The following is a 23,641-nucleotide window of genomic DNA, read 5'->3' on the forward strand; positions in this document are numbered from 1 at the left end:
GTGGTACAATGTAACGCAACCCAATTAATTTAATAAGAAAATAAATAAAAGACAAAATGGAAAAAAGACTAAAAGGTGTATGTTTTGGTGAAATTCTTTTTGATTTTTTTCTTGAACACAAAAAAATTGGGGGAGCCCCATTGAATGTTGCTTCAAGATTAAACTCATTAGGCGGAGATATTTCGATGGTAAGTGCCGTTGGTAACGATGCTAATGGAGAAAAATTAGTGGACTATTTGAATGGAGTAGGGGTGAAAACGAATACCATTCAAGTGAAGGAAAATTACGGAACAGGCGTCGTAAACGTGATTCTGAACGAAAAAGGCAATGCCTCCTACGACATCAGTTACCCCGCTGCCTGGGACAAAATAGAAGCGTCCCAATTAAGCACTAAAGTGGTTGAAGAGGCTGATTTTTTTGTTTACGGGAGCTTGTCTTCCAGAGACTCAGTGTCAAACAACACCTTAAAAGGATTGTTGAAAGTGGCCAAGTACAGCATTTTTGACGTGAATTTAAGAGTGCCGCATTACACGAAATCGAATGTTTTGGAATTATTGCATGCGGCCGATTTCATCAAATTCAATGACGATGAGTTGCATGAAATTTGTCAGGATTTAAATTCGGGCAAAAAATCACTGGAGCAAAATATTTTGTTCATCGCCGAGAAAACCAACACCAAAACCATTTGTGTGACTTTAGGATCTCATGGAGCCGTTCTGTATTGCAACGGCAAATTTTATCACAATTGCGGTTTCAAGGTTAACGTGGTGGATACTGTAGGTTCGGGAGATTCTTTTTTGGCCTCCTTAATTATTAAGCTACTTAACGGCGAAGATCCTCAGCATGCGGTCAATTTTGCCAGCGCCATTGGGGCTATTGTTGCTCAAAACGAAGGTGCAAATCCCGTAATTACTGCTACTGAAATCAATTCCTTTTTAGTTGGCTTTGAACCAAAAAAACAGCAGATAGTGAACTAAAAACCTTTCCTTTATAAACCATTAACTAAAAAACCAATGAGCACAACAATCCGTATTCCGTTAGTAAAAAAGGATTTACTGTTTCCTTTTATCATAATCACATCGCTATTCGCTTTATGGGGAATCGCTAATGACCTTACCAATCCCATGGTTTCGGCATTCAAAAAAGTAATGCCCGAACTCTCAAATGTCCAAGCTTCCCTGGTGCAATTTGCATTCTATTTCGGCTATTTCTTTATGGCTTTGCCGGCGGCCTTATTCATTAGGAAATACAGCTACAAATCAGGGATTATCTTGGGATTGCTATTATACGCAACAGGAGCTTTTTTGTTTTATCCCGCAGCCGAATACGAGCAATTCAACTATTTTTTGGTGTCACTGTGGATTCTGACCTGCGGATTGGCCTTTCTGGAAACCATTTCAAATCCGCTGATTTTGTCATTGGGAGATCCCAGAACAGCAACGCAAAGGCTGAATTTGGCCCAAGCCTTCAACCCCATAGGTTCCATTACAGGTATGATCATGGCGCAAACTTTTGTGATGAGTGCCTTGCGATCCGATGATTTTACGGTGAAGGCTTACAACGCCTTGTCCTCACAGGAAGTGGCATCAATTAGGGAAAATGACTTGAGCGTCATCAGTATTCCCTATATCGGATTGGGGGTTTTGGTGTTGTTTATAATGGTGGTGATACTCTTTACCAAAATGCCTAAAACGACGGAAGCCGATAAAATGTCATTGTCCCATTCGTTCAAAAAACTGTTTGCCAACAAAAATTATAGAAACGGGGTTATCGCCCAGACTTTTTATGTGGGTGCGCAAATCATGTGTTGGACCTATATTTTTCAATATGTCGATTATATCAATGAAAGTTTGGGGTTAGAGTTGACGGCTACCTATTATAATGTGGGGGCTATGGTTTCTTTTCTGCTCAGCAGGTGGATCGGGACAGCGTTGATGTTAAAAATCAACCCATCGAAGCTGTTGATGCTTTTCGGAATTGGTGGCGTGATTTGTTGCGCCGGAGCAATCGTATTACCGGGAATTCCGGGACTGCTTTCGCTGGTGGCCATCTCGATATTCATGTCAATCATGTTCCCTACCATTTATGGGATTGCACTCAAAGACATGGGCGATGAGGCTAAAATTGGGTCTGCGGGACTGGTAATGGCTATCGTTGGTGGTGCATTAATGCCTGTTTTGCAAGGGTCCATCTTAGACATGGGCGGTTCCGGATTTTCCGACATCAAACTTTTCGGATACATTCCTGAAGTGAATTTTTCTTTCATCCTCCCGCTAGTTTGTTTGGCTGTTGTGGCACATTACGGTTACAGCACGTATAAAATCTCCGAAAGCCGTTAAAATCGGTAATTCGAGTCTTTGCGAAGTAAAACGGAATAAAAAGTTTCGAGAATCGTTTTTAATGATGATAAATATAGGAAGCCGAAACAGCTACCGGAGCCTGTTTCGGTTTTTTTGTAAAACAAAAAATCCTTTCGCATTAGGTCGCGTTACAGCTGGGTGAAAAGTAATGCTCGCGACTTGCATAAAAAGCTATCGTTATCAGCCATTCGACCGAAAAAGAGCCGTATATTTAATATAGTTAACGGTCACGCCTACGATGTCCTGCTAATCGATTAAAACTTTTTTGTAATGACAGAGTCTAACGATAAAAACACCCTAAATTTCAGAAAAAGATCCTTACTCAACTTTTGTATCCTGCTTTTCGGCTTGTCGATCCCGTTTTGGGTGCTTGGTGCCATTTATGACGAACAAGTTATTCCGGGATTCAAATTATTCCAATTGCCCCTTGGCATGCCGATGGTCGCAGCGCTTATTCTTATTTACAAAGAAAGCGGGAGGGATGGTTTAATAGCTCTTTTTAAAAGAACCTATGACTTACGGAAAATCAAACCCAAAATCTGGTATCTCCCGCTATTGCTTCTTTTTCCCGGAATCGGTTTTCTCCATAATTGGATTGTGAACTCGTACGGAACTTCGATTCCGGCACCAGACTTCTCGATTATTACGTTTCTCGGCTACAGCATAGTTTTTTTAATGACATATGGAGAAGAACTCGGCCTAACCGGATATGCCATTGACCCGATGCAAAAACGCTACAGCGCGCTAACCTCTGCTATAATTGTAGGGATGATATGGGCAGGGTATCATATTCCAGGTTTTATCATCAGCGGATATTACTCGTCTGAATGGATTTTCTGGCATGCCCTTTACACCATCGCTGCCCGCGTTTTGTTCGTGTGGGTTTATAACAATTCAGGAAAGAGTTTGTTTTCCATGGCCTTGTTGCATTGGATGCTTGGTTTGTTTTGGAGCCTGTGGCCACAGGACAATTTGCAACGGGCAGTCCCTTTTTATGACCCACGCATCTGTGCTTTACTGGCTATATTCTGTGTTGCTGTAGTTGCATTCCTTTGGGGGCCAAAGACATTGGCGAAATTTAGATATGCCCCATCAGGAAACGTAAACGAAGAAAGATAATGATTATTTAAGATCCGAAAACAAAAATAAAGTGATATGACCAATTCAAAACAGATCGCAAAATTACTCGGTCCCACTCTTGTTGTGATGAATCTGTCTGAAGCAATAAATTCTCAAATTTGGGCAAGCGTTCCAATTACTCAGACTTATCTGGCTGGCTCATTATGGTTTGTTGGTGGACTTTCAATCGTCCTTGCCCACAATAACTGGACTCGTAGCTGGCCTGTCCTTATATCCATCCTGGGCTGGTTCGTTATGCTGGGGGGTTTGGGCAGAATGTTCTTTCCGGAGCCCATCCAACAGGGTTCTCAAAACGCCAGCGTAGTTTTCGCCCTCCAAATGGTTCTTCTTGCCATTGGAATTGTGTTGACTTTCAAAGGGTACGGGCGTGACAACAATAAAACGAATGCCCATTGAAACAGTATAGCAAATGAAGCTTATATCTGGTGCTTGGCTGGAGCTATTGCTCAGTCGCAACCTAAAAAAAGCAATTTACCGTCCGCAAAGGCTCTCAACTGCTGGCAAGGCAAGAAAAATTGGCAAGAAACAGCTCCGTTTACGGTTTCCCGTAAAGTAGGATTTTGAAAAGGAGTTACTTTTGAAAATCCGGCGAAAAAAAATTAATCAGATTTTTCGGTAGAATAGCATATATTTGGATAACTTAGAAATACGCTATCCAAGTAGCGGCAATCTACCTGATTTTGGGTGTATAGTCGCTATTTTATAGCGAGTATATACTAGTTGGTGGTAATCTAAAAACGGAATCTGCAAAATAAGAACTAAATATGTCAGAGAATACAAAATACATTTGTGAATGTTGCGGAAAAGAACATGAAGAATGGCCTTCTTTAGGTTATTCCTCACCTACTCATTATAATGATTTAACTGATGATGAAAAAGGATCAATTGCCGAATTAACTTCAGATCTTTGCGAAATAAAATATTCTGACCAAACTGACAAATTTATTCGTTGCACATTAACTCAAAAAGTAATTGACCATTGTGAAAATTTAGAATATGGACTTTGGGTTTCTTTAAGCGATGAAAGTTTTGAAGATTATTCTGCAAATTTTAATAACGAAAATCACGAAACAAAATATTTTGGATGGTTAAGTAATTATCTGCCAGATTATGAAAACACAACAAATATTCCAACAACAGTATATACAAAAAAAGGAAATTCAAGACCTGAAATAATTCCAAATCATGATTTTGAACATCAATTCGTAAAAGATTATAATGACGGAATTACAAAAGAGGAAGCTGAAAGAAGAATTACTGAAATGCTAAATAGACAATAAACACTACCCCAACAACCATTTTGAGCTAGCTGGAGTTTAGTGGAATTACTGTTTCGCATCAAGTTTTCGTTAAGCCGAAAATTGAACAATTACGAATTTCCAGCCATCTCAAAGTGGCATAACATAGCAGTAATTTTTATGAGAGAACTTATCCTATGCGTAATTTTATTTACAAGCTTTAATTTATTTGCACAAAATGAAGTATCTAAAGTTGACTTTTCTGACACTTACATTGATAATAAATCATCTTTTGGAAAAGAAGAATTTTATCTTGGTTTGTCAATGCTAGAAAACTCAAATTATAAATTTCATTTTCGATTTAATTATGATACACAAATAGTTGACTTATTAAGTAATGATGGAATTTATTTCCAAGGTTTGCTTCTAAATCAAATAGTTGAAATGAAATCAGTTCAGAATGGCAAATTCAAAAGTCTTGAGCCAAAAAATTATGTATTCGAAAAATTAATTCTCGACGACAATATTTCCAGTATTTTAGGAAAAATGATTATAGAAAAGGAAATATCACAAATTCCTTCTTCAAAATATATTGACAATTGGAAATTAAATGAATTTGGTTGTGATGAAACGAATTTTCAATTTAAAATTAATAATCAAATTACTGAAACTAATTTTATGTGTTTGTATGAACAGAACGAAATTGAGCTCGCAATGATTTTAAAGGGGATAATAGAATATGCGGAGAATTCGTTTAAATTGAGTAAAAAGCACGAAATCTTTAGAGCTAAATTAGAAAGTAAAAAGGCTTACTATTTTAAAGGAGTCGGAACATATTACAAAGAAAAGTAATTAAAACTACTGCTAACAGCCGTTACACAAGATTTGGGTTTTAGGCTGTATTTGAAGATGGTTTTGTATTTGAAAAATTTGTGTTTAACCGAAAAATCTTGCATCTTTATTTCCCCAACCTTCCCAAGCCGCGGGACGTTGTCCAAAATTTTTTAAATTTAAACTCCAAAATCCCACAGGAACTTTTTAACAGTTACTCAAGATAAAAATAAACTTAAAACATTATGGGAAATCTCTCAAAAATGATTTTTTTTGACTACCTTTAAATTGAACAATTAGAAGACAAATTCCTGTCTCAGATCCCCTGCTTGCCTTAAATGAGCCGTTAAATCATTGTTAGTCTACCTAGATGAATTTTCAACGTTTTATCCTACTTAGTAGGGTAATGTTTTTCAATAAAAAGTGGATAAAAACAATGATATGAGACAGTATGAACAAACAAAGTCGATAAAAGTTCCTGCTGATAAAGTTTTTGCCTATATCGACAACCACTCACAAATTTCTTCACATATGAGTCAATCTTCTTGGATGATGGGCGGCAGCCGAATGAATGTTGAGGTGGATAGTGGAATGGGCCAGAGAGTTGGTTCGCACATTAAAATGGGTGGAAAAGTTTTCGGAATTCCTCTGTTTCTTAATGAGGTGGTAATCCTTTATGAACCACCTTATAGAAAAGAATGGGAAACAGTCGGTGAACAAAAATTAATTGTAATCGGTAGTTATACAATGGGGGTGAAAATTGAAGAAGAAAATGGTTTCTCTAAACTAAAAATATTTATCAAATATGAACTTCCAAAATCATGGAAAACACGTTGGTTAGGCTATTTGTTCAGCAGGATGTATGCTAAGTGGTGTGTTAAACAAATGATGAATAATGTAATTGCTCATTTTGAAACCGAGTAAAAAAACTATGCACAAACCAATCCGCTTTCTACCTTAGGTTCAAAAAAACAACTTAAAAAAAGACCTGACAGCTATAGCCACCAGGTCTTTTAAGTAAGTAGGTAAATGTTGTTATTCAGTTACCACAGTATCTTTAATTTCCACCACTTCAAGGTCAAAAATCAGATCTTTACCGGCCAATGGGTGGTTTCCGTCCAAAACAATGCTTTGGTCCCTAACTTCAACTACCAGTAAATTCATTTCTTGCCCGTCAGGAGATTTGGAAACCAGTCCCATTCCAACTTCAGGCTTTATTTCCGGCGGAAGTTCGGTTTTTGCAACCTCTTGTATCAAATCTTCCCTAACGGCACCGTACGCTTCGTCAGGAGTAATTGTAATCGTTTTTTTTTCGTTCAATTTCATATCGATTAAGCCTTTTTCAAAACCTGGAATTAAACGTCCTTGCCCTAAAGTAAATTCTAACGGCTCCTTTCCTTCAGAACTGTCAAAAACCTGCCCATCAGACAATTTTCCAGTGTAATGTACTTTTACCGTGTTATTCTCTTTAACTTGACTCATAGTTTTATTTTTTAATTTTAAAAAACATCCTTCACGTAATTTTTACGCGGCAAACATTTTAGTTTAAACATATATTCGCTTTGTCCGCCAAAACCAAGCCAAAGGGCCCTAATTTGAAATGAATGCCGCAAAATCATCAAAAAAAGCCTGATTTTACCCAAAAAACGGTTTAAAAGTCAACAAAACGCCATTTATTTCAAATTTTTCGAATAATTACAACCAAATCGGCAATTCTGTCAGACGGCCCGAAGACCATTTTATCTTGATCAAAATCACAAAAATTGGCAATTAATTATCATCAGGCAGTCTTTTATTGGACTGCGTTTCTTTATTTTTATGATTACTTTTAGATGAATATTCAAAGAATCTTAAAAATATAGATAATGGCAAGTACTATAATAATAAATCCGGCTACCGGGGAAAAAGTAGCGGAATACGACCGCATCACAAAAGAGGTCGCGAAAGAGAAAATTGCCCGATCAAGAAAGACATTCGATAGTTGGAAGAAAAAAACTTTTGAGGAACGCAGCCAACTGATGCGCAATCTATCCAATATTCTGGAAGCGAACAAGGAAGAGTATGCGCAATTGGCCACCAGGGAAATGGGCAAGACTATTGGTCAGTCCCGCAAGGAGATAGAAAAATGTGCGTGGGTATGCCGTTACTATGCCGATAACGCCAAAGAGCTATTGGCGAATGAAACCGTAAAGACGGAGGCCGCAAAAAGTTACGTGACATTTCAACCCATCGGTGTGATTTTGGCGGTTATGCCTTGGAATTTCCCCTTCTATCAGGTCATCCGATTTGCAGTTCCCGCATTAATGGCCGGCAATACAGGTGTTTTAAAGCATGCCTCAAACGTGCAGGGATGCGCTTTTGCACTGGAAGATGCTTTCGCGAAAGCGGGATTTCCTGAAGGGACCTTCAGCAACCTGAACATTGACTCCAAATTGGTAAAGGATATCATTGAAGATGAGAACATCGTTGCCGTAACCCTTACCGGTAGCGATCCCGCAGGCCGTTCTGTCGCTTCGATTGCGGGACAAAATTTGAAGAAAACGGTGATGGAATTGGGTGGCAGCGATGCCTACATTGTTCTCGATGATGTCGATTTGGAAGAAGCCACCGATTTGGCCACTTTGGGGCGCCTGCAAAACAACGGCCAAACCTGCATCGCCGCGAAGAGATTCGTGGTGCTTGATGCAATCTATGATGAATTCCTGGCCTTGTTCACCAAGAAAATGGAAGCAGCCAAAATGGGCGAACCCACGGATGAAAATACATATTACGGTCCGCTGGCGCGATTGGACTTGCGAGACCAGCTTCACGGACAGGTCCTGAAAACCGTAGCTCAGGGCGGTCGATTGGTATTGGGTGGGCAAATTCCCGACGGAAAAGGAGCCTATTATCCCGCCACAATTTTGGCTGATTTAGAGCCAGGAATGGAAGGGTTTGACAATGAGTTGTTTGGTCCAGTGGCATCGGTGATTCGTGCAAAAGATGATGCCCATGCCATTGAATTAGCCAATAATTCAAGGTTTGGGTTGGGTTCCGGCGTATTTACGGCAAATAAGGAGAGAGGGGAGAAGCTAGCCTTACTATTGGAGGCGGGCAGCAGTTTTGTAAATAAATTGGTGGTCTCTGATCCAAGATTGCCTTTCGGCGGTGTCAAAAACAGTGGTTATGGTCGTGAACTGGCAGCTTATGGAATCCGAGAATTCGTGAACACAAAAACAATTTGGATTGAGTAAATGCAAGAACTTTTACCCGATAGCAACAGTACATTTTGATGGGAATCGCCCAGTCCTTTATGGTTTACATTATTCTAAATTATAAGTTACAAATGAAATTGTACGGAAAAGTGAATTTTTGAAAAGTTACAAGAAGCAAAATAGTTATAACGTATTATACCAGTTTGCGATCGCTGAGAATCGCATATTTGAAAATTTATGCACCATTATATTGGGCATTGGAATTATATGAAGCTGCTTTTTTTAGGTTGATTGAGTTTTGAAATGCCAGAAGAACATAAAAATGATAGAATTGCAGCTATTTCGGGTTTTCAGATGCTTTTATAACGGACAATAAAAATGAACTATAATTTATATTATGTAAAATAGAATATATTCAATACATATAAACGGCACAATATAAACCAGATGCGAATCCTCTCCCATTATCAAATATGCATTGCGCTGCGATATAAATAAAAAACTGGTTTGTAAATGCATTCAAAAATCCATTTTTGTTAAATCTGATATTTAACCTAAGATATGGCCTCATTGTAACTTATTATTTCGTTATTTTTACGGAAAAATTTATCAAAAATAACATGAATACTATTGCCGAGCATATTGCGGATTTTTTAAAAGTATACTCACCATTTGATCAACTGACAATTCAAGAGTTATCCGAAATTGCAGCCAATATTCGTGTGGTGAATTTGCAGAAACATAAAACACTTTTCCAGATCAACGATATAGTCCATGACAGCTTTTACGTAGTAGCTTCAGGAGTTATTGACCTATCCATCATTGCCGATGCCGAAGAGACCATTTTAAACAAATGTCATGAAGGTGCCATTTTTGGTTTGCGTCCCTTTTTTGCAAAAAACAACTACAGGATGACCGCAAAAGCGCGGGAAGAAAGTATCGTTTATGCCATTCCTATAGCAGTTTTTAGACCGTTTGTCGCTAATAATATGGACGTTTTAAATTTCTTATTAGAGAATTTTGCAACCAATACCCCTAATAATAAGGACAATGAAAATTTACGCGGAAATTTAATTTCAGATTCGGTATTCTACACTGATCAACAGTCTGAAATGCAATATTTCCAAACGTTATCTTACAACACTGAACCATTAAGAACGACAATAGGCGGCATTGTACAAGACGTTGCACAATTAATGGCTGAAACACGCCTTAACAGTACGATCGTTTGCGAGAACAATATTCCGGTGGGCATCGTTACTGATATGGACATGTCTTCTAAAATTGCTACAGGGAGGTTCCCAGTTACGGTTTCGGTCGACAAAATCATGTCTTCGCCAGTGATAACTGTCTTGGAAAACGTTTCATTAGCGGAAGCTCAACTGTTGATGTTGAAAAATAATGTAACCCATTTGTGTGTGACTTTAGACGGTACCGATACAACTGTAGTGAGAGGTGTGATTTCTGAACATGATTTAATAGTTGCCCAAGCCAGTAATCCTGGGGTTTTGATAAAGGAAATAAAACGTTCCCAAAGTTCCACTGAATTGAAACAAATTCGAGTACGGCTTACAGATCTTGTTCAAACTTCCATTCAAAAAAACATTCCCCTTACGCATATCACTAATATTACAAGTGAGATCAATTTTGCCTTATTGAAACGGGCTATTGAATTGTCAATTCTGGACTTAGGCTCACCTCCTGCCCGATTTGCTTGGTTGAGCATTGGAAGCCAAGGACGTAAGGAACAGTTATTACTGACGGATCAAGACAGTATTTTAATATTTGAAGACGTAGTGCCTGAAAAATATAGGGATGTTAAAGATTATTTTCTTAAATTAGGGAAAAGAACGGCTTCGACTCTTGAAAAAGTGGGATATGAACTGTGTCCAAATGGGCATATGGCGAGCAATATGATTTGGTGTAAGTCATTGACTGATTGGATAAAACAATATGATAGCTGGATGAACGCGCCAGGGGAAAAGAATAACAACGTAAGTAGTATTTTCTTTGATTATGAGCTTGTTTTTGGAGATCAAAAACTGGAAGACGCCATTAGCAACATGGTTTTTAGGAATGCAAAAAACAATGTCTTGTTCTTTGATTATTTAGGAAATGATGCATTAAGAAAAAATTCACCTTTGAGCTTCTTTAAAAAATTTATTGTGGAGGAAGACGGGCCTCACAAAGACATGTTTGATATTAAAACTCGAGCCATAGCCCCTCTTGTTGACGGCGCACGATTGTTTACTTTGCATTTTGACTTAAAGGGCATTAACAATACCCATGTCAGATTTAAGCAATTGGCTATGTCTGATCCGAAACATTCCGAAATATATCTCAATTGTGCCGAGGCTTTTTTGATTTTGTCAAAATTTAGGACGTTAGAGGGACTGAAAAACGAGAACTCAGGACAATATATAAATTTAGAAGAATTATCAAAAATCGATAAGGAAAAACTGAAAAATGCGCTCTTACCAATGAGAGAATTGGAGGAATTAATAAAAAACAAATTTCAACTGACTCAATTTTCATAGTTATGCTAGACTGGCTCAAACATATTAATAAAGAGTATCCTGAATTCTGGAAAAGCTATCTTTCAAAATTTGACAAAAAGTCGAACCGTTATGTCGTTTTATCTACTGAGTCTTCCGGTTTAAACTATTCCAAGGATGTCATTTTCTCCATAGGATCTTTTGCAGTAGTGGATGATAGTATACTCATTGGCGATAGTTTTGAGGCGATATTATTGCAATATAAATTTCTTCATGACAACAAACTTTCAAATACATTTATTATTGAAAGCAAAATGAAAAAATTGGGAGAACCAGACGCGATGATAGCCTTGGTGGAATTTATAGGGAATGCCGTACTGGTAGGGCATCACATAGATTCTCATGTTGAAATGATTGACGCCGCTCTAGAGAGACTGGCATGTGGCCGACTGAGAAATGAAGCCCTTGATATTGATATTATGCACCGAAAACTGAATGACATAACGGATAAAAAGTTCTCATTGGACGAGTTATCCGAATTTTATAAAATCCCCAAAAGTAATAGGAATTCCGCTTCAGAAGATGCCTATAAAACCGCTTTATTATTTTTGAAGTTGAAGGCAAGATTGAGAATCAAATAATTTCATCCCTTTAATCCATTGCTACCCAGGCAATGAAACGCCCGTGATGGCTTATGGAAATTGGCTTTTCCGCATCACGAGCATAATTGACAAAAGGAATCCCGTTTTTTTTGTGAATTTTAGCCAAGGGTTTTTCCATTTTGATTTCGCTAAAATCACGCTGTTGGGTAACGGCGACAGTATGTATCTTTTCTTTTGTAATTTCCGTTTTGGTGTAATAAGTGTTCCCATGGCATTGAACCGAACCTGAATTCTCATTGTCATAAACACAGGCTAACTGTGTCGGAATATAGGCTCGTATCCCCGTTTGCCTATTGTAAATCTTATAGGCCGCTTCTTTCCTGCTCCACAGATTCCAGACCATGATTTCTGGATTCTTCGCATTGGAAATCAAGAATTGTTCTTCGTTGGTGAATATTTTCTCTAAATATCCAGGTCGTCTCCAGTTGCTTTCTTTTCTGGCTAAAGCCAAATCTACGATGTCGTTCCCAATCACTTTTCAGATAATTTAGTTTCAATAACTTCCAATGTCGACTTTACGTCAAGCATTTTTTCCATCGATTCGTTGTCTATATGAATTGCAAAAGCATCTTCCACATCTAGAATGATGTCCACTAAATTGGCCGAATTGATATTCAAATCTGCAATAAAATCCGTGTCTGCAGTAAAGTTTTCAAAGGCCACATCGTTGTTTGTGTAAGGCTTGACTATTTCTTTTAACCGGTCTAATGTCTCTTCTTTGTTCATCTTTTAAAATTTAAGCAGTATATTTTTTTAAAATAAGACAGCCATTGACATCGCCAAAACCAAAACTGGCTTTTGCAATAATATTCAATTCTGTTTCAATTAATTGTTGTGGTATTCTTGACTCGTGAATTATACTGCTAATCTCGGGATGCAGATCCTCACAATTGATATTTGGGAATATGAATCCCTGATGCAATTGCAGTACCGACGCCACGCTTTCTATGCTTCCGGCGGCTGACAGGCAATGTCCCACCATTGATTTCAGTGAGTTTATGTACGGGAAAACATTCCCTTTTCTGCCCAATGCTTTACTCCAGTTCGCTATTTCCAAACTGTCCTTTGAAGTGGCCGTTAGATGTCCATTGATGGCGTCGATGGCATTTGCTTCAATTCCGGCGTCCTTTAGCGCCCCTTTGATGCAGTTTTGAACCGCTAGCGGGTTTGGCGCAGTCATGGTTCCCAGACCGCGTTGTCCGCCAGAATTGATATTCCCTCCCAATACTTCAGCATAAATGCGAACTCCTCGAGCTAAGGCCGTTTCCATATCCTCTAATACAAGAGCCCCCGCTCCGCTTCCCGGAACAAAGCCTGAAGCGTCCATGCTCATAGGCCTCGAACCCTGTTCAGGCGTATCGTTGTGTTTGAATGTACATACTCTCATGGCATCAAATCCCCCCCAAATATAGGGACCGCTATCGCTGGTGCTCCCTGCCAAAATACGTTTGGCCTGACCTGATTTGATACGTTCGTACGCCATTAAGATGCTTTCGGCACCCGTTGTGCAGGCAGAGGAATTGGTTGTGACTTGATTTCCCAAACCCAATTTCCCCCCTATATAGGCGCTTACGCCACTGTTCATCGTTTGAGCCACCGCTGTACTTCCTAGCCGGCGTGTTTGTAAATCATCAATTTTATAGATGCTTTCGCGAAATTTATCAATTCCCGAAGTACCCGTCCCAAAGATAGTCCCGCTGTCCCAATCCGGTTCATCAGTAATTCCAATGGAAAGACCCGCGTCTTGCCAGGCATCCATGCCCGCAATCACGCCGTATAAAATACCCGATGAGTTAAAATTCCGAAGTTCCAACTCAGTGAAATAATTTAGGGAGTCTGCAGTTGAAATCTCCGGTTTTCCTGAAATCTGACAGGAAAACTGCAGTCTTTCCAGTTCAGGATCTTTTTTGATTCCCGAAATTCCGTTTTTTATGGCGACAGTGAACGCATCGAGTCCGACTCCATTTGGAGCGACGACGCCAAGTCCGGTGATTACCACTCTCCTACTCATTAATTTGTCATTTTGAAGATTAAAAAACTATATGAATCAGTCACTACCTCCTCTATTATATTAGACCATCATCCCCGCAATTTCGCCCATACAGACCAGCTCGCCATGTTCATTCGTCATCTTCACCCTACATTTCAGCTTACCGAACCTAAAGTATATTTTCTCTGATGTGACGCTCACTTTTTCGTTCGGAAAAACGGCTTTAATAAATTCAATAGACGCTGAAGTCAAGGCTATTGTAGTTGTTTCGTTAAAGTTATCATCCAATAAAAAAATCCCCAAACAAACCAAACCAATTTGTGCCATCACTTCTGTCAAAATGACGCCAGGTGTCACGGGACGATCTTTGAAATGTCCTCTGTAAAAGTCTAAGTTTTCGTCAAACGTATAACTACCCTGCACCCCGTTCTCGTTGATTTGCGTCAAGTCGTCAACAAACAAAAACGGTTTGGAATAAGGCAATTTTGATATGATTTCCTGATGTGTCATCGTATTTGTTCTTGGATTCTAAAACTGCAATAAAACCCTTTGGGCCGAAAATCCGGGGCCAAAACTCAACATCAAAGCTTTTTCCTCTTTGGCCGGTAAGTCGTCCATAAAACGTTCCAGAACGTACAATACCGTTGCGCTGGACATGTTCCCGTAGAGACGCAGCACTTCTTTGGTGTGATCGATATTTTTGCCCAAGTTAGAAAATAAATCCTCTACTGTCTGCACTATTTTCTTTCCGCCGGGATGAAATATCAAATGGTCAATATTGGCGATCGTTAAATTGTTTTTCTCCAAAAAAGGATGAATGATCGCCGGAAAATGCGAGGCAATCGTGTCCGGAACGCCAATATCCAAAATCATTTGCAAACCTGAATTTGTAAGCTTGAAACCCATCATGTGTTCATTATCATAAAAATGATACATTTCTTCGTCCAATATTTCAGGCCCTTGGTCGTCTTCATGCGACGAAAGCAGCACGCAAGCAGCACCGTCCCCAAAAATTGCGGCACTGACAATGTTGGCCATAGAGAAATCATCGAGTTGAAAAGTTGCCGTAGGGCTCTCGACTGCGATTACTGCGGCTCGCTTACCCGGATTGGCCCGCAAGAAATTCTTGGCATAAATTATCCCTGAAATTCCCGCAGCGCAACCCATTTCCGTAACGGGAAGGCGGACAATGTCTTGACGTAATTTCAACTTATTGATTAGATAGGCATCAAGTGAAGGGATCATTATTCCGGTGCAACTGACGGTGATGATATAATCTAAATCTTCCGGTTTCCATTTGGATTTAAGCAACGCTTTTTCAAGCACCTTTTCGCCCAAATCAATGACCTCGCGCACATAGATATCGTTCCTTTCCTCGAAAGAGGTTTTCGTAAAAACTTCGATTGGATCCATGATGGAATAACGTTTGTCGACTGCTGCCCCTTCAAATATTTTTTTTACTTTTCTGATGAAACGCTCTTCCTGACCTACGAGCCAAGCATCCAGAAAAGGAATGATTTCCTCTGTTGTTCTGGAATATTTGGGAAGTTGCTTGGTGACGGTATGTATTTTTACACTCATATTTTTGATATTATCCATTGGTAACGAAATGCCCATTTCCACTGAATGGTATAGTTGCCGAAATTTAGTTTTTTTGAAAAATCAATTAATTCACTCTTTTTAAACCCCCTTAAAATAGAAATCATACCGTCCTCACGGGACATGGCATTCAGTTGAAAAACAAAACATAAGGACTGGAATAATCGATAGGCCAAACTGCTTCTTTGCAAATCATTAATTACAATCCCAATAGCTGCGTTAGTGTGAAACACGTTCACCATATCCAAAATAGCATCCTCTTTGAAATGATGTAAAGTCAAGGTACATAATACTATATCACACTTCAATTCTCTAAAAGCTTTATCGAAAATGTCTTCACAACGATAGGATATATTTGGATAATTTTCCGACAATTTCAGCGCATGATCGCTTGTGAATTTATTGGCGTCAATTCCGATTAAATTTAAATTTAAATTATTTTTTGCGCCGTAATCTGCAAGGTTTCTCAACATATCCCCGTTACCGCAACCCACATCAACAATCGTTATTTTAGAAGTGTTGGAAACCTTGGCAATCAACGCTTTTACTCCGAGTAAAGTTAGCTTGTTTCCTCCCAAAAGTCGGTTAATTTGGGCGATTTTATCCAAGGCCTCGCGCAAGACTTCGCCTTCCATGGCAAAATCATCCATGGTTTCAGATTTATCGGTTCTATATTTGGTGTTTAAAAACATGTATCGTCAGTCTATGATTGGTTTGCCATGGGTTTTTTTTATGATAATAGGCAACAGGAAAGGAAATCTGACTAATATACGTAACAGCAAATCGGATAGATTTTGTTTTTGCAATATTTTTGCCAATAGTCTTCCCATTTTTAATCTTTTGCGAAAGTTAAAATTCCAATGCTTTAGATAGCTGCTTTCCAGTTCGTCTCTAGATTTGATTTCATCGTTAAAATAGTCCCCAATCAAGCCAGAAACAATTTTCGCGCTGTGAATGGCCATTGCCATGCCATTTCCGCACAAGGGATGAATTAATCCAGCCGTATCCCCTATCATAAGGATATGGTTTTCTACAGCTTCTTTTTTTTCGAAAGAAATTTGACTTATCGTTATTGGCTTGTCAAAAAACAAATTACAGCTATCAAATATCGCCTTCATATGTGGGTTTTTGGAAACTACGTTGTTTTGATATTCCTCTATATTTTTATATTGCTTAAAGGTATCGTAATCCGCCAAATAACAAATGTTAATTTTGTCGTTCTCGACCTTTGAAACTCCGCAGTATCCTCCCCTGAAATTGTGCAGACCTACTAAATCATTCGGGAAATTACCTGAATAATGGGCTTTTACGGCCAGCCAAGACGATTTTTTTTGGATGAAGCTCCTTTCTAATTTTTGATCCATATTTGAGCGCTTCCCAAAAGCCCCTATGACAATATCGGATTCTAGGACAGTATTATTTAAAGTGGTTACGGTAAAGCGGTCGTCGCTAAAAACTATATTTTCCACGGTATCTTGTAGAATCACGCAGCCATTCGCCAACGCCTTTTGGTATAAAAAGAGATCCAATTCGTAGCGGCTTACGCCAAATCCCCCAAGGGGCAGATCAATATTGATTACTTTCCCGTTTACGGTCGAAAATCGCAATTTGCAGATGGCAGTCGGTTGCAATTCGGAAACTTTTAAATCTAACCAATCAAAATAGGGTAAAACTTCGTTTGAGATGTATTCCCCGCATACTTTATGTTTCGGAAATTCGTTTTTTTCAATCAATATAACGCTTAGGCCTATTTTTGACAGATGAATGGCAGAAGTAAGTCCAGCCAATCCCCCACCAACAATAATTACAGAAGCGTTTCTTTTCATAGCTTTGCTAATTTAGGTTATTTCTTTCAAAAAAAATCGCTTTGAAATAAAAAAACTGTTCCATATTATGAAACAGTTTTCTAGTTAATTTTTAAAAAAAATCGGCTTATTTTCTTTCCTTTTTGATCTCTTCTATAATCTCCGGATTTAGCAAAGTGGAGGTATCCCCAAAATTCGAGAAATCACCTTCAGCAATTTTTCTTAGGATTCGACGCATGATTTTGCCGGAACGCGTTTTGGGCAAACCAGATACGAATTGTATTTTATCTAATTTGGCTATAGGGCCTACGTGATCCGAAATGTGCTGGTTTATCTCCTTAAACAGGTTTTCTTTATTTCTGATTTCGCCCGTTTCTTTCAAAATAACATAACCATACAAGGCATTTCCTTTTACATCATGTGGAAAGCCGACAATGGCACTTTCTGCAACCGCCGGATGCTCGTTGATCGCGTCTTCTATAGGAGCGGTGCCTAAATTATGTCCGGATACAATCACAACATCATCTACACGACCTGTAATTCTGTAATAGCCCACTTCATCGCGTAGAGCGCCATCGCCCGTGAAATATTTTCCGGGAAAAGCCGAAAAATAAGTGTCTATATACCTTTGATGGTTTCCCCAAATGGTTCTCGCTATTCCTGGCCACGGAAATTTAATGCACAAGCTTCCCACTTCTTGATTCCTTTCAATTTCAATTCCCTTATCGTTCATTAAAACGGGTTGAATTCCAGGTAGCGGTAGCGTGGCGTACGTCGGTTTTGTTGGTGTGATAAAGGCTAGTGGCGAAATCATTATTCCTCCCGTTTCTGTTTGCCACCAGGTATCAACCACAGGGCATTTTTTCGCACCTACATTGTCATTATACCAATGCCAGGCTTCCTCATTGATAGGCTCGCCAACGGAACCTATAACTTTCAAGGTCTTCAAATGATGTTTTTGGACATATTCCAAATTTTCCTTCGCCAAAGCACGAATCGCGGTTGGAGCTGTATAGAATTGGCTTACTTTATGTTTTTCGATGATTTCCCAAAAACGGCTGAAATCCGGGTACGAGGGAACTCCTTCAAAAAGAACTGTGGTGGCACCGTTCAAAAGCGGACCATATAAAAGATAAGAATGTCCGGTTATCCAACCGATATCTGCAGTACACCAAAAAATGTCGTTTTCTTCATAATTGAAAACATTTTTAAAAGTATACGCCGTATAAACCATGTATCCCGCAGTGGTATGCACCATACCCTTAGGTTTTCCTGTAGAACCGGAAGTATAAAGAATAAACAAAGGGTCTTCCGAATCCATTATTTCGGCCACGCTGTTGTCTGAAGCCCCATCCAGTAAAGGCTGCAGCCAAATGTCCCTGCCTGGCTTCATATTAATTTCAGTTTTTGTCCTTTTTACAACCAAAACCGAACTGACTGACGGACATTTTTCCAATGCCTCATCAATTATGGTTTTTAATTCTATTGTTTTGTTGCCACGGTATCCGCCATCAGAGGTGATGACTATTTTACAGTCACTGTCAATAATTCTAGTTGCAACCGCCGAGGCAGAAAATCCCGCAAAAACTACGGAATGGACGGCGCCAATTCTGGCACAAGCCAGCATCGATACTGCAAGTTCAGGAATCATGGGTAAATAAATGCAAACTCTATCCCCCTTTTCTATTCCTTGCTCACGCAAAACGTTGGCCATTTTGCAAACGCGCTGATGTAATTCATTATAAGTGATATGTAATGCTTTTTCGGAAGGGTCATTAGGTTCAAAAATAATGGCTGTCTTCTCACCCCTTTTATTTAGATGTCTATCGACACAGTTTTTGGCTATATTTAGTTTTGCTTCGGTAAACCATTTTATATCGGCCTCGGCCATATTGAAATCAATAACTTTATCCCATTGTTGATACCAAGTAAAATTCTCTTCGGCGATCTTACCCCAAAATTTCCGGGGTTCACGAACAGATTTGTTATAATGTTTGAAGTATTGCTCTAGATTTTCGACCTTATAGTAACTCATCCGATTTTTTTTTATAAAAGTATTAAATCTCCATCTATTCCTAAACTTTTTTATTTTATAAATTGGCATGAAAAATTAAATATTTTTCACAAAATCGTATGCATTTGTAAGTATTTCATATTATTAGGCTAATTATCGTATAATTATAAAAACAAAAAAGACGAAGAAGCATAAACTTCCCCGCCTTTTTAAATTAACAATAATCATAACAATTAATAAAGCAGCAAAAAAACATCTATTTTAGACACTTAATTATCCAAATAGTTTATAGTCTTTCATTACCGCTAAAACCTTTTTGTGTATTTTGCACACCATATTAGCAATTAATAGCAAACAATTTAGTCCCTTAATTTAAAGGAATTACTTCACTTAACTTTCAAGCTCGAATGAAGTTAAGTGAACGTAACAAGCAGCCATATTCATTATCAAGTTTAATATGTTGTTTACTAATCCAAAATAATTGCAAAACAAATGATATAGCGCAAATCTCAACACACCCTCATGTGTGGGTAATTCCTAATTTTAATCTATCCTATTTTTTTCATTGCGGTCATAGATTCCCTCAACCACTCTCCAATCTCTTCTATCGGATGCTGACGTATACTTTTATTAACTGCAATTAGAACTGAATTTTCGGCACCATTTGTGGCAGAAAATGGTTTCCCAATCACATTCGTTTCAATAGTCTTCATGAAATCTGTCAATAATGGTTTGCAGGCATGGTCAAATAAATAACAGCCGTATTCTGCGGTATCTGATATAATTCGGTTCATTTCATACAGTTTCTTTCTGGCTACCGTATTGGCAATCAAAGGCAACTCATGCAACGACTCATAATAAGCGGACTCTTCAATAATCCCTGTTTGCGTCATGGTTTCAAAAGCTAATTCCACTCCCGCTTTAATCATTGCAATCATTAATACACCATTGTCAAAATACTCTTGCTCCGAAATTGGAGCAGTCGTGGCAGCTGTTTTTTCAAAATTAGTCTCTGCTGTGGCTGCTCTCCATGTTAATAAATTAACGTCATCATTAGCCCAGTCGATCATCATGTTTTTTGAAAATTCCCCGGAAATGATATCATCCATGTGTTTTTGAAACAACGGACGCATAATATCTTTTAGTTCTTCGGCCAATCTGTAGGCTTCTATTTTTGAAGGATTTGAAAGACGATCCATCATATTTGTGATTCCACCGTGCTTCAAAGCTTCGGTTACGGTTTCCCAGCCGTATTGGATCAATTTTGAGGCGTAAGCAGGTTCGATTCCTTTCTCGACCATTTTGTCGAAACATAAAATCGATCCCGTTTGAAGCATACCGCAAAGAATGGTTTGCTCTCCCATCAAATCCGATTTTACCTCCGCCACAAATGAAGAGTTTAAAACTCCTGCTTTATGGCCTCCAGTTGCTACCGCATAGGCTTTTGCTTGTTCGAAACCTTCACCGTTCGGATCATTTTCAGGGTGAACGGCGATTAGTGTCGGTACACCGAAACCTCTTTTATACTCTTCACGGACTTCTGATCCAGGACATTTTGGGGCACACATGATAACAGTGATGTCTTTACGTATTTGCATGCCCTCCTCGACAATATTGAAACCGTGGGAATACGCCAATGTAGATCCGTTTTTCATCAATGGCATGATTGCCATAACTACAGCTGTATGTTGTTTGTCCGGCGTAAGGTTACATACCAGATCTGCCGTTGGGATTAATTCTTCATAGGTCCCCACTTTGAAGCCATTATCGGCGGCATTCATGTAAGAAGCTCGTTTTTGAGCAATGGCCTCTGCGCGCAAAGCATATGAAATATCCAAACCTGAGTCTCTCATGTTAAGACCCTGGTTTAATCCTTGTGCTCCACAGCCAACTATAACGACTTTTTTTCCTTTTAAAGCTGATATGCCATTCGCGAATTCTGCTTGGTCCATGAACTCGCAAACGCCTAATTGTTCTAATTGTAATCTAAGTGGTAATGAATTGAAATAATTTGCCATCGTGTTATATTTGTTTATTTTTTAATTCTTCTAATAATGCTGAGATTTCCATTTTTTCTTTTGAAACGGATATTCTTCCGGAACGCACAAACTGCATGATTCCGAAAGGTTTTAAATTTTTATATAACTCTTCAATTTCCGAACGTCTTCCCGACTTGGAAATCACAAAAAAGTCTCTGGAAACGGTCACTATTTCTGAGTTGCTTTCCTTTATTATATTTTGGATTTGCTTTTCGTCAAAGAGCAAACCTGACTCTATTTTAAATAAAGCATTTTCCAAGAAAATGGTCTCATCGTCGATATGATAAAAAGCTTTTATCACTTCGATTTGCTTCTCGATCTGACCTACAATATTATGTACCCATTTTTCAGTGGTATGCACCACAATAACGAATCTGGAAACATTTTCTATTTCTGATTCTGAAACATTTAAACTGAGTATGTTGATGTGACGCTTTAAGAATATGCCGGATATTCTGTTTAGTAGGCCAACGTTATTTTCTGAATAAACAGAAATGGTGAATGTTTGATTTTCCATAATATTAACTTAATCTGATATCAGAAACTGAAGCTCCTGTTGGAATCATTGGGAATACATTGTTTTCTTTTTCTACCATAACTTCAAGAAAATAAGATTCTTTTGAAGCCATCATTTCTGCGACGGCGGCATCTAAATCTTCCCTTTTTGTTACTTTTTTGGCTTTAATATAATAGCCTTCCGCAATGGCAATAAAATTCGGATTGATCATCTCCGTCGATGCATATCTTTTGTCAAAAAACAATTGTTGCCATTGGCGCACCATTCCCAAGAACTCATTGTTCAGGACCACAATTTTTACCGGAACTTTGGTTTGAAAAATGGTGCCCAGCTCTTGAATTGTCATTTGAAATCCCCCGTCACCAATAATAGCTACCACTTCTCTATCGGGCATTCCCATCTTAGCCCCTATCGCAGCTGGAAGCGCGAATCCCATCGTTCCCAGACCTCCGGAAGTAACGTTACTTTTGGTGGAATTAAATTTGGCGTAGCGGCAAGTGAACATCTGGTGTTGGCCAACATCCGAAACCATAATTGCATCACCTTTCGAATGTTTGTTGATCATTTCAATCGTTTCTCCCATAGAAATTCCTTCTTTCTTGGGTTTCAACTCATCATTGATAACAGCTTCCAATTCAATTTTATACAGTTCTTTGAATTCGTTGTGCCAAGATTCGTGCTTTTTACTTTCGATTAGCGGAAGCAAAGCGGATATGGATTCTTTTACATCGGCTAAAACGGCTACGGTTGTTTTTACGTTTTTGTCTATTTCGGCCGGATCGATTTCAAAGTGAATGACCTTGGCTTGCTTGGCGTAAGTGGCCAAATTGCCCGTCACACGGTCATCAAAACGCATTCCCAGCGCAATTAAGACGTCGCATTCATTGGTCAGAACATTTGGTGCGTAATTCCCGTGCATCCCTAACATCCCTACGTTTAATTCGTGATCTGTCGGCAATGCCGAAAGTCCCAAAATAGTCCAAGCGGCCGGAATTCCTGATTTTTCAACGAATGCTTTTAATTCGGCTTCCGCTTGACCTAAAATGATTCCTTGGCCAAATACGATAAAGGGTTTTTTTGCACTATTGATTAATTCTGCGGCTTCCTTGACCCTGTCAAGATTTAGCGACGGTTTTGGAATATAGCTTCTGATTCCCGTACATTTTTTATAGCTAAACTCCAGTTCGTCAAATTGGGCGTTTTTAGTGATATCCACTAAAACAGGACCCGGACGACCCGATCTTGCAATGTAAAATGCCTTTGCCATGATTTCCGGAATCTCGGAAGCTTCCGTAATCTGGTAGTTCCACTTGGTTACCGGAGTCGAAATCCCAATAATGTCCGTTTCTTGAAATGCATCAGAACCCAACAAATGTTTTCCAACCTGTCCAGTGATACAAACCATAGGCGTTGAATCGATTTGAGCATCGGCAATACCTGTGACCAAGTTAGTTGCCCCGGGTCCCGAAGTGGCGATCGCAACTCCAACTTTCCCTGTCGCTCTTGCAAATCCTTGCGCGGCATGTGTCGCACCTTGTTCGTGGCGGACCAAAACATGATGCAATTGATCTTTAAATTTATATAATTCGTCATAAACAGGCATTATGGCCCCGCCAGGGTAACCATAAACCAAATCTACGCCCTCTTCCAGTAAGCATCTAATAACGGCTTCTGCACCAGATATTTTATTTGTTTTCATTGGTGTTTATATATTGTTTTAAAAGAGCAAAATGGGAAGTAAAATCCCTTTAAATATT

The 23,641-nt window shown here is 38.9% G+C and carries 22 protein-coding genes; 10 read left to right on the forward strand and 12 right to left on the reverse strand.

From position 1 onward, the window contains the following. Positions 1-56: 56 nt before the first annotated feature. The 7 genes from VIH09_RS07205 to VIH09_RS07235 all read left to right on the forward strand — a co-directional run bounded on the left by VIH09_RS07205 (position 57) and on the right by VIH09_RS07235 (position 6,493). Positions 57-977, forward strand: a complete 921-nt coding sequence (locus VIH09_RS07205; protein WP_331579349.1) for a carbohydrate kinase — start codon at positions 57-59, stop codon at positions 975-977. A gap of 36 nt (positions 978-1,013) precedes the next feature. Further along, positions 1,014-2,339: an L-fucose:H+ symporter permease gene (fucP, locus tag VIH09_RS07210; protein ID WP_331579351.1), complete on the forward strand. Its 1,326-nt coding sequence runs from the start codon at positions 1,014-1,016 to the stop codon at positions 2,337-2,339. Between the two features lie 291 nt (positions 2,340-2,630). Then, on the forward strand, positions 2,631-3,479 hold the full coding sequence (locus VIH09_RS07215; protein ID WP_331579353.1) for a type II CAAX prenyl endopeptidase Rce1 family protein: 849 nt from the start codon (positions 2,631-2,633) through the stop codon (positions 3,477-3,479). Positions 3,480-3,566: 87 nt separating this feature from the next. After that, positions 3,567-3,896 carry a hypothetical protein gene (locus tag VIH09_RS07220; protein ID WP_331579355.1) on the forward strand — a complete coding sequence of 110 codons (330 nt, stop codon included), beginning with the start codon at positions 3,567-3,569 and terminating at the stop codon, positions 3,894-3,896. 368 nt (positions 3,897-4,264) lie between these two features. Next, positions 4,265-4,780, forward strand: a complete 516-nt coding sequence (locus VIH09_RS07225; RefSeq protein WP_331579357.1) for a DUF2199 domain-containing protein — start codon at positions 4,265-4,267, stop codon at positions 4,778-4,780. A 138-nt stretch (positions 4,781-4,918) separates the two neighbouring features. Further along, a complete protein-coding gene (locus VIH09_RS07230; RefSeq protein WP_331579359.1) occupies positions 4,919-5,590 on the forward strand; it encodes a hypothetical protein in 672 nt (223 codons plus the stop codon). Positions 5,591-6,010: 420 nt separating this feature from the next. Beyond that, a complete protein-coding gene (locus VIH09_RS07235; protein WP_331579361.1) occupies positions 6,011-6,493 on the forward strand; it encodes an SRPBCC family protein in 483 nt (160 codons plus the stop codon). Between the two features lie 111 nt (positions 6,494-6,604). Here the strand turns inward: VIH09_RS07235 and VIH09_RS07240 are convergent, their stop codons facing one another. Then, the gene (locus tag VIH09_RS07240) at positions 6,605-7,051 is read right to left on the reverse strand and encodes a peptidylprolyl isomerase (RefSeq protein WP_331579363.1); all 447 of its coding nucleotides are present in this window, start codon (positions 7,049-7,051) and stop codon (positions 6,605-6,607) included. 383 nt (positions 7,052-7,434) lie between these two features. Here VIH09_RS07240 and VIH09_RS07245 point away from each other — a divergent pair, with 383 nt between their 5' ends. From VIH09_RS07245 to VIH09_RS07255, 3 genes are all read left to right on the forward strand, one after another. Beyond that, the gene (locus VIH09_RS07245; protein ID WP_331579365.1) at positions 7,435-8,802 is read left to right on the forward strand and encodes an NAD-dependent succinate-semialdehyde dehydrogenase; all 1,368 of its coding nucleotides are present in this window, start codon (positions 7,435-7,437) and stop codon (positions 8,800-8,802) included. Positions 8,803-9,383: 581 nt separating this feature from the next. After that, positions 9,384-11,300 (forward strand): DUF294 nucleotidyltransferase-like domain-containing protein, encoded by a 1,917-nt coding sequence (locus tag VIH09_RS07250; protein WP_331579367.1) that lies wholly within the window; start codon positions 9,384-9,386, stop codon positions 11,298-11,300. Positions 11,301-11,302: 2 nt separating this feature from the next. Further along, a complete protein-coding gene (locus VIH09_RS07255; RefSeq protein WP_331579369.1) occupies positions 11,303-11,899 on the forward strand; it encodes a 3'-5' exonuclease in 597 nt (198 codons plus the stop codon). A 10-nt stretch (positions 11,900-11,909) separates the two neighbouring features. Here VIH09_RS07255 and VIH09_RS07260 read toward each other — a convergent pair whose 3' ends face one another. The 11 genes from VIH09_RS07260 to ilvB form a co-directional block, all read right to left on the reverse strand. Beyond that, entirely contained in the window at positions 11,910-12,395 is a 486-nt protein-coding gene (locus VIH09_RS07260) for a 4'-phosphopantetheinyl transferase superfamily protein (protein ID WP_331579371.1), read from the reverse strand. Further along, a complete protein-coding gene (locus tag VIH09_RS07265; RefSeq protein ID WP_331579373.1) occupies positions 12,392-12,646 on the reverse strand; it encodes an acyl carrier protein in 255 nt (84 codons plus the stop codon). Before VIH09_RS07265 ends, VIH09_RS07260 begins: the two co-directional genes overlap by 4 nt. A gap of 10 nt (positions 12,647-12,656) precedes the next feature. Beyond that, positions 12,657-13,931: a beta-ketoacyl-[acyl-carrier-protein] synthase family protein gene (locus VIH09_RS07270; protein WP_331579375.1), complete on the reverse strand. Its 1,275-nt coding sequence runs from the start codon at positions 13,929-13,931 to the stop codon at positions 12,657-12,659. 60 nt (positions 13,932-13,991) lie between these two features. Further along, entirely contained in the window at positions 13,992-14,420 is a 429-nt protein-coding gene (locus tag VIH09_RS07275; RefSeq protein WP_331579377.1) for a hydroxymyristoyl-ACP dehydratase, read from the reverse strand. Between the two features lie 18 nt (positions 14,421-14,438). Next, positions 14,439-15,491, reverse strand: coding sequence for a type III polyketide synthase (locus VIH09_RS07280; protein WP_331579379.1), 1,053 nt, complete (start codon positions 15,489-15,491; stop codon positions 14,439-14,441). Beyond that, on the reverse strand, positions 15,488-16,201 hold the full coding sequence (locus VIH09_RS07285; protein WP_331579381.1) for a methyltransferase domain-containing protein: 714 nt from the start codon (positions 16,199-16,201) through the stop codon (positions 15,488-15,490). The genes VIH09_RS07280 and VIH09_RS07285 overlap by 4 nt, the downstream gene beginning before the upstream one ends. Positions 16,202-16,207: 6 nt before the next feature. After that, positions 16,208-17,335, reverse strand: coding sequence for an NAD(P)/FAD-dependent oxidoreductase (locus tag VIH09_RS07290; protein ID WP_331579383.1), 1,128 nt, complete (start codon positions 17,333-17,335; stop codon positions 16,208-16,210). A 106-nt stretch (positions 17,336-17,441) separates the two neighbouring features. Next, on the reverse strand, positions 17,442-19,349 hold the full coding sequence (gene acs, locus VIH09_RS07295; RefSeq protein ID WP_331579386.1) for an acetate--CoA ligase: 1,908 nt from the start codon (positions 19,347-19,349) through the stop codon (positions 17,442-17,444). Positions 19,350-19,876: 527 nt separating this feature from the next. Beyond that, positions 19,877-21,346, reverse strand: a complete 1,470-nt coding sequence (ilvC, locus tag VIH09_RS07300; RefSeq protein ID WP_331579388.1) for a ketol-acid reductoisomerase — start codon at positions 21,344-21,346, stop codon at positions 19,877-19,879. A gap of 4 nt (positions 21,347-21,350) precedes the next feature. Continuing rightward, positions 21,351-21,884 (reverse strand): acetolactate synthase small subunit, encoded by a 534-nt coding sequence (gene ilvN / locus VIH09_RS07305; RefSeq protein WP_331579390.1) that lies wholly within the window; start codon positions 21,882-21,884, stop codon positions 21,351-21,353. Between the two features lie 4 nt (positions 21,885-21,888). Continuing rightward, complete coding sequence (gene ilvB, locus VIH09_RS07310; RefSeq protein WP_331579392.1) at positions 21,889-23,583, reverse strand: biosynthetic-type acetolactate synthase large subunit; 1,695 nt, start codon at positions 23,581-23,583, stop codon at positions 21,889-21,891. Positions 23,584-23,641: the final 58 nt, after the last annotated feature.

It is taken from the genome of Flavobacterium sp. (genome assembly GCF_036515215.1).
Classification (GTDB): Bacteria; Bacteroidota; Bacteroidia; order Flavobacteriales; family Flavobacteriaceae; genus Flavobacterium.

Excerpts from the sequence above, each read along its gene's own strand:
- VIH09_RS07205 (WP_331579349.1), top strand. The coding sequence starts at position 57 with ATGGAAAAAAGACTAAAAGGTGTATGTTTTGGTGAAATTCTTTTTGAT.
- fucP (WP_331579351.1), top strand. The coding sequence starts at position 1,014 with ATGAGCACAACAATCCGTATTCCGTTAGTAAAAAAGGATTTACTGTTT.
- VIH09_RS07215 (WP_331579353.1), top strand. The coding sequence starts at position 2,631 with ATGACAGAGTCTAACGATAAAAACACCCTAAATTTCAGAAAAAGATCC.
- VIH09_RS07220 (WP_331579355.1), top strand. The coding sequence starts at position 3,567 with ATGAATCTGTCTGAAGCAATAAATTCTCAAATTTGGGCAAGCGTTCCA.
- VIH09_RS07225 (WP_331579357.1), top strand. The coding sequence starts at position 4,265 with ATGTCAGAGAATACAAAATACATTTGTGAATGTTGCGGAAAAGAACAT.
- VIH09_RS07230 (WP_331579359.1), top strand. The coding sequence starts at position 4,919 with ATGAGAGAACTTATCCTATGCGTAATTTTATTTACAAGCTTTAATTTA.
- VIH09_RS07235 (WP_331579361.1), top strand. The coding sequence starts at position 6,011 with ATGAGACAGTATGAACAAACAAAGTCGATAAAAGTTCCTGCTGATAAA.
- VIH09_RS07240 (WP_331579363.1), bottom strand. The coding sequence starts at position 7,051 with ATGAGTCAAGTTAAAGAGAATAACACGGTAAAAGTACATTACACTGGA.
- VIH09_RS07245 (WP_331579365.1), top strand. The coding sequence starts at position 7,435 with ATGGCAAGTACTATAATAATAAATCCGGCTACCGGGGAAAAAGTAGCG.
- VIH09_RS07250 (WP_331579367.1), top strand. The coding sequence starts at position 9,384 with ATGAATACTATTGCCGAGCATATTGCGGATTTTTTAAAAGTATACTCA.
- VIH09_RS07255 (WP_331579369.1), top strand. The coding sequence starts at position 11,303 with ATGCTAGACTGGCTCAAACATATTAATAAAGAGTATCCTGAATTCTGG.
- VIH09_RS07265 (WP_331579373.1), bottom strand. The coding sequence starts at position 12,646 with ATGAACAAAGAAGAGACATTAGACCGGTTAAAAGAAATAGTCAAGCCT.
- VIH09_RS07270 (WP_331579375.1), bottom strand. The coding sequence starts at position 13,931 with ATGAGTAGGAGAGTGGTAATCACCGGACTTGGCGTCGTCGCTCCAAAT.
- VIH09_RS07275 (WP_331579377.1), bottom strand. The coding sequence starts at position 14,420 with ATGACACATCAGGAAATCATATCAAAATTGCCTTATTCCAAACCGTTT.
- VIH09_RS07280 (WP_331579379.1), bottom strand. The coding sequence starts at position 15,491 with ATGAGTGTAAAAATACATACCGTCACCAAGCAACTTCCCAAATATTCC.
- VIH09_RS07285 (WP_331579381.1), bottom strand. The coding sequence starts at position 16,201 with ATGTTTTTAAACACCAAATATAGAACCGATAAATCTGAAACCATGGAT.
- VIH09_RS07290 (WP_331579383.1), bottom strand. The coding sequence starts at position 17,335 with ATGAAAAGAAACGCTTCTGTAATTATTGTTGGTGGGGGATTGGCTGGA.
- acs (WP_331579386.1), bottom strand. The coding sequence starts at position 19,349 with ATGAGTTACTATAAGGTCGAAAATCTAGAGCAATACTTCAAACATTAT.
- ilvC (WP_331579388.1), bottom strand. The coding sequence starts at position 21,346 with ATGGCAAATTATTTCAATTCATTACCACTTAGATTACAATTAGAACAA.
- ilvN (WP_331579390.1), bottom strand. The coding sequence starts at position 21,884 with ATGGAAAATCAAACATTCACCATTTCTGTTTATTCAGAAAATAACGTT.
- ilvB (WP_331579392.1), bottom strand. The coding sequence starts at position 23,583 with ATGAAAACAAATAAAATATCTGGTGCAGAAGCCGTTATTAGATGCTTA.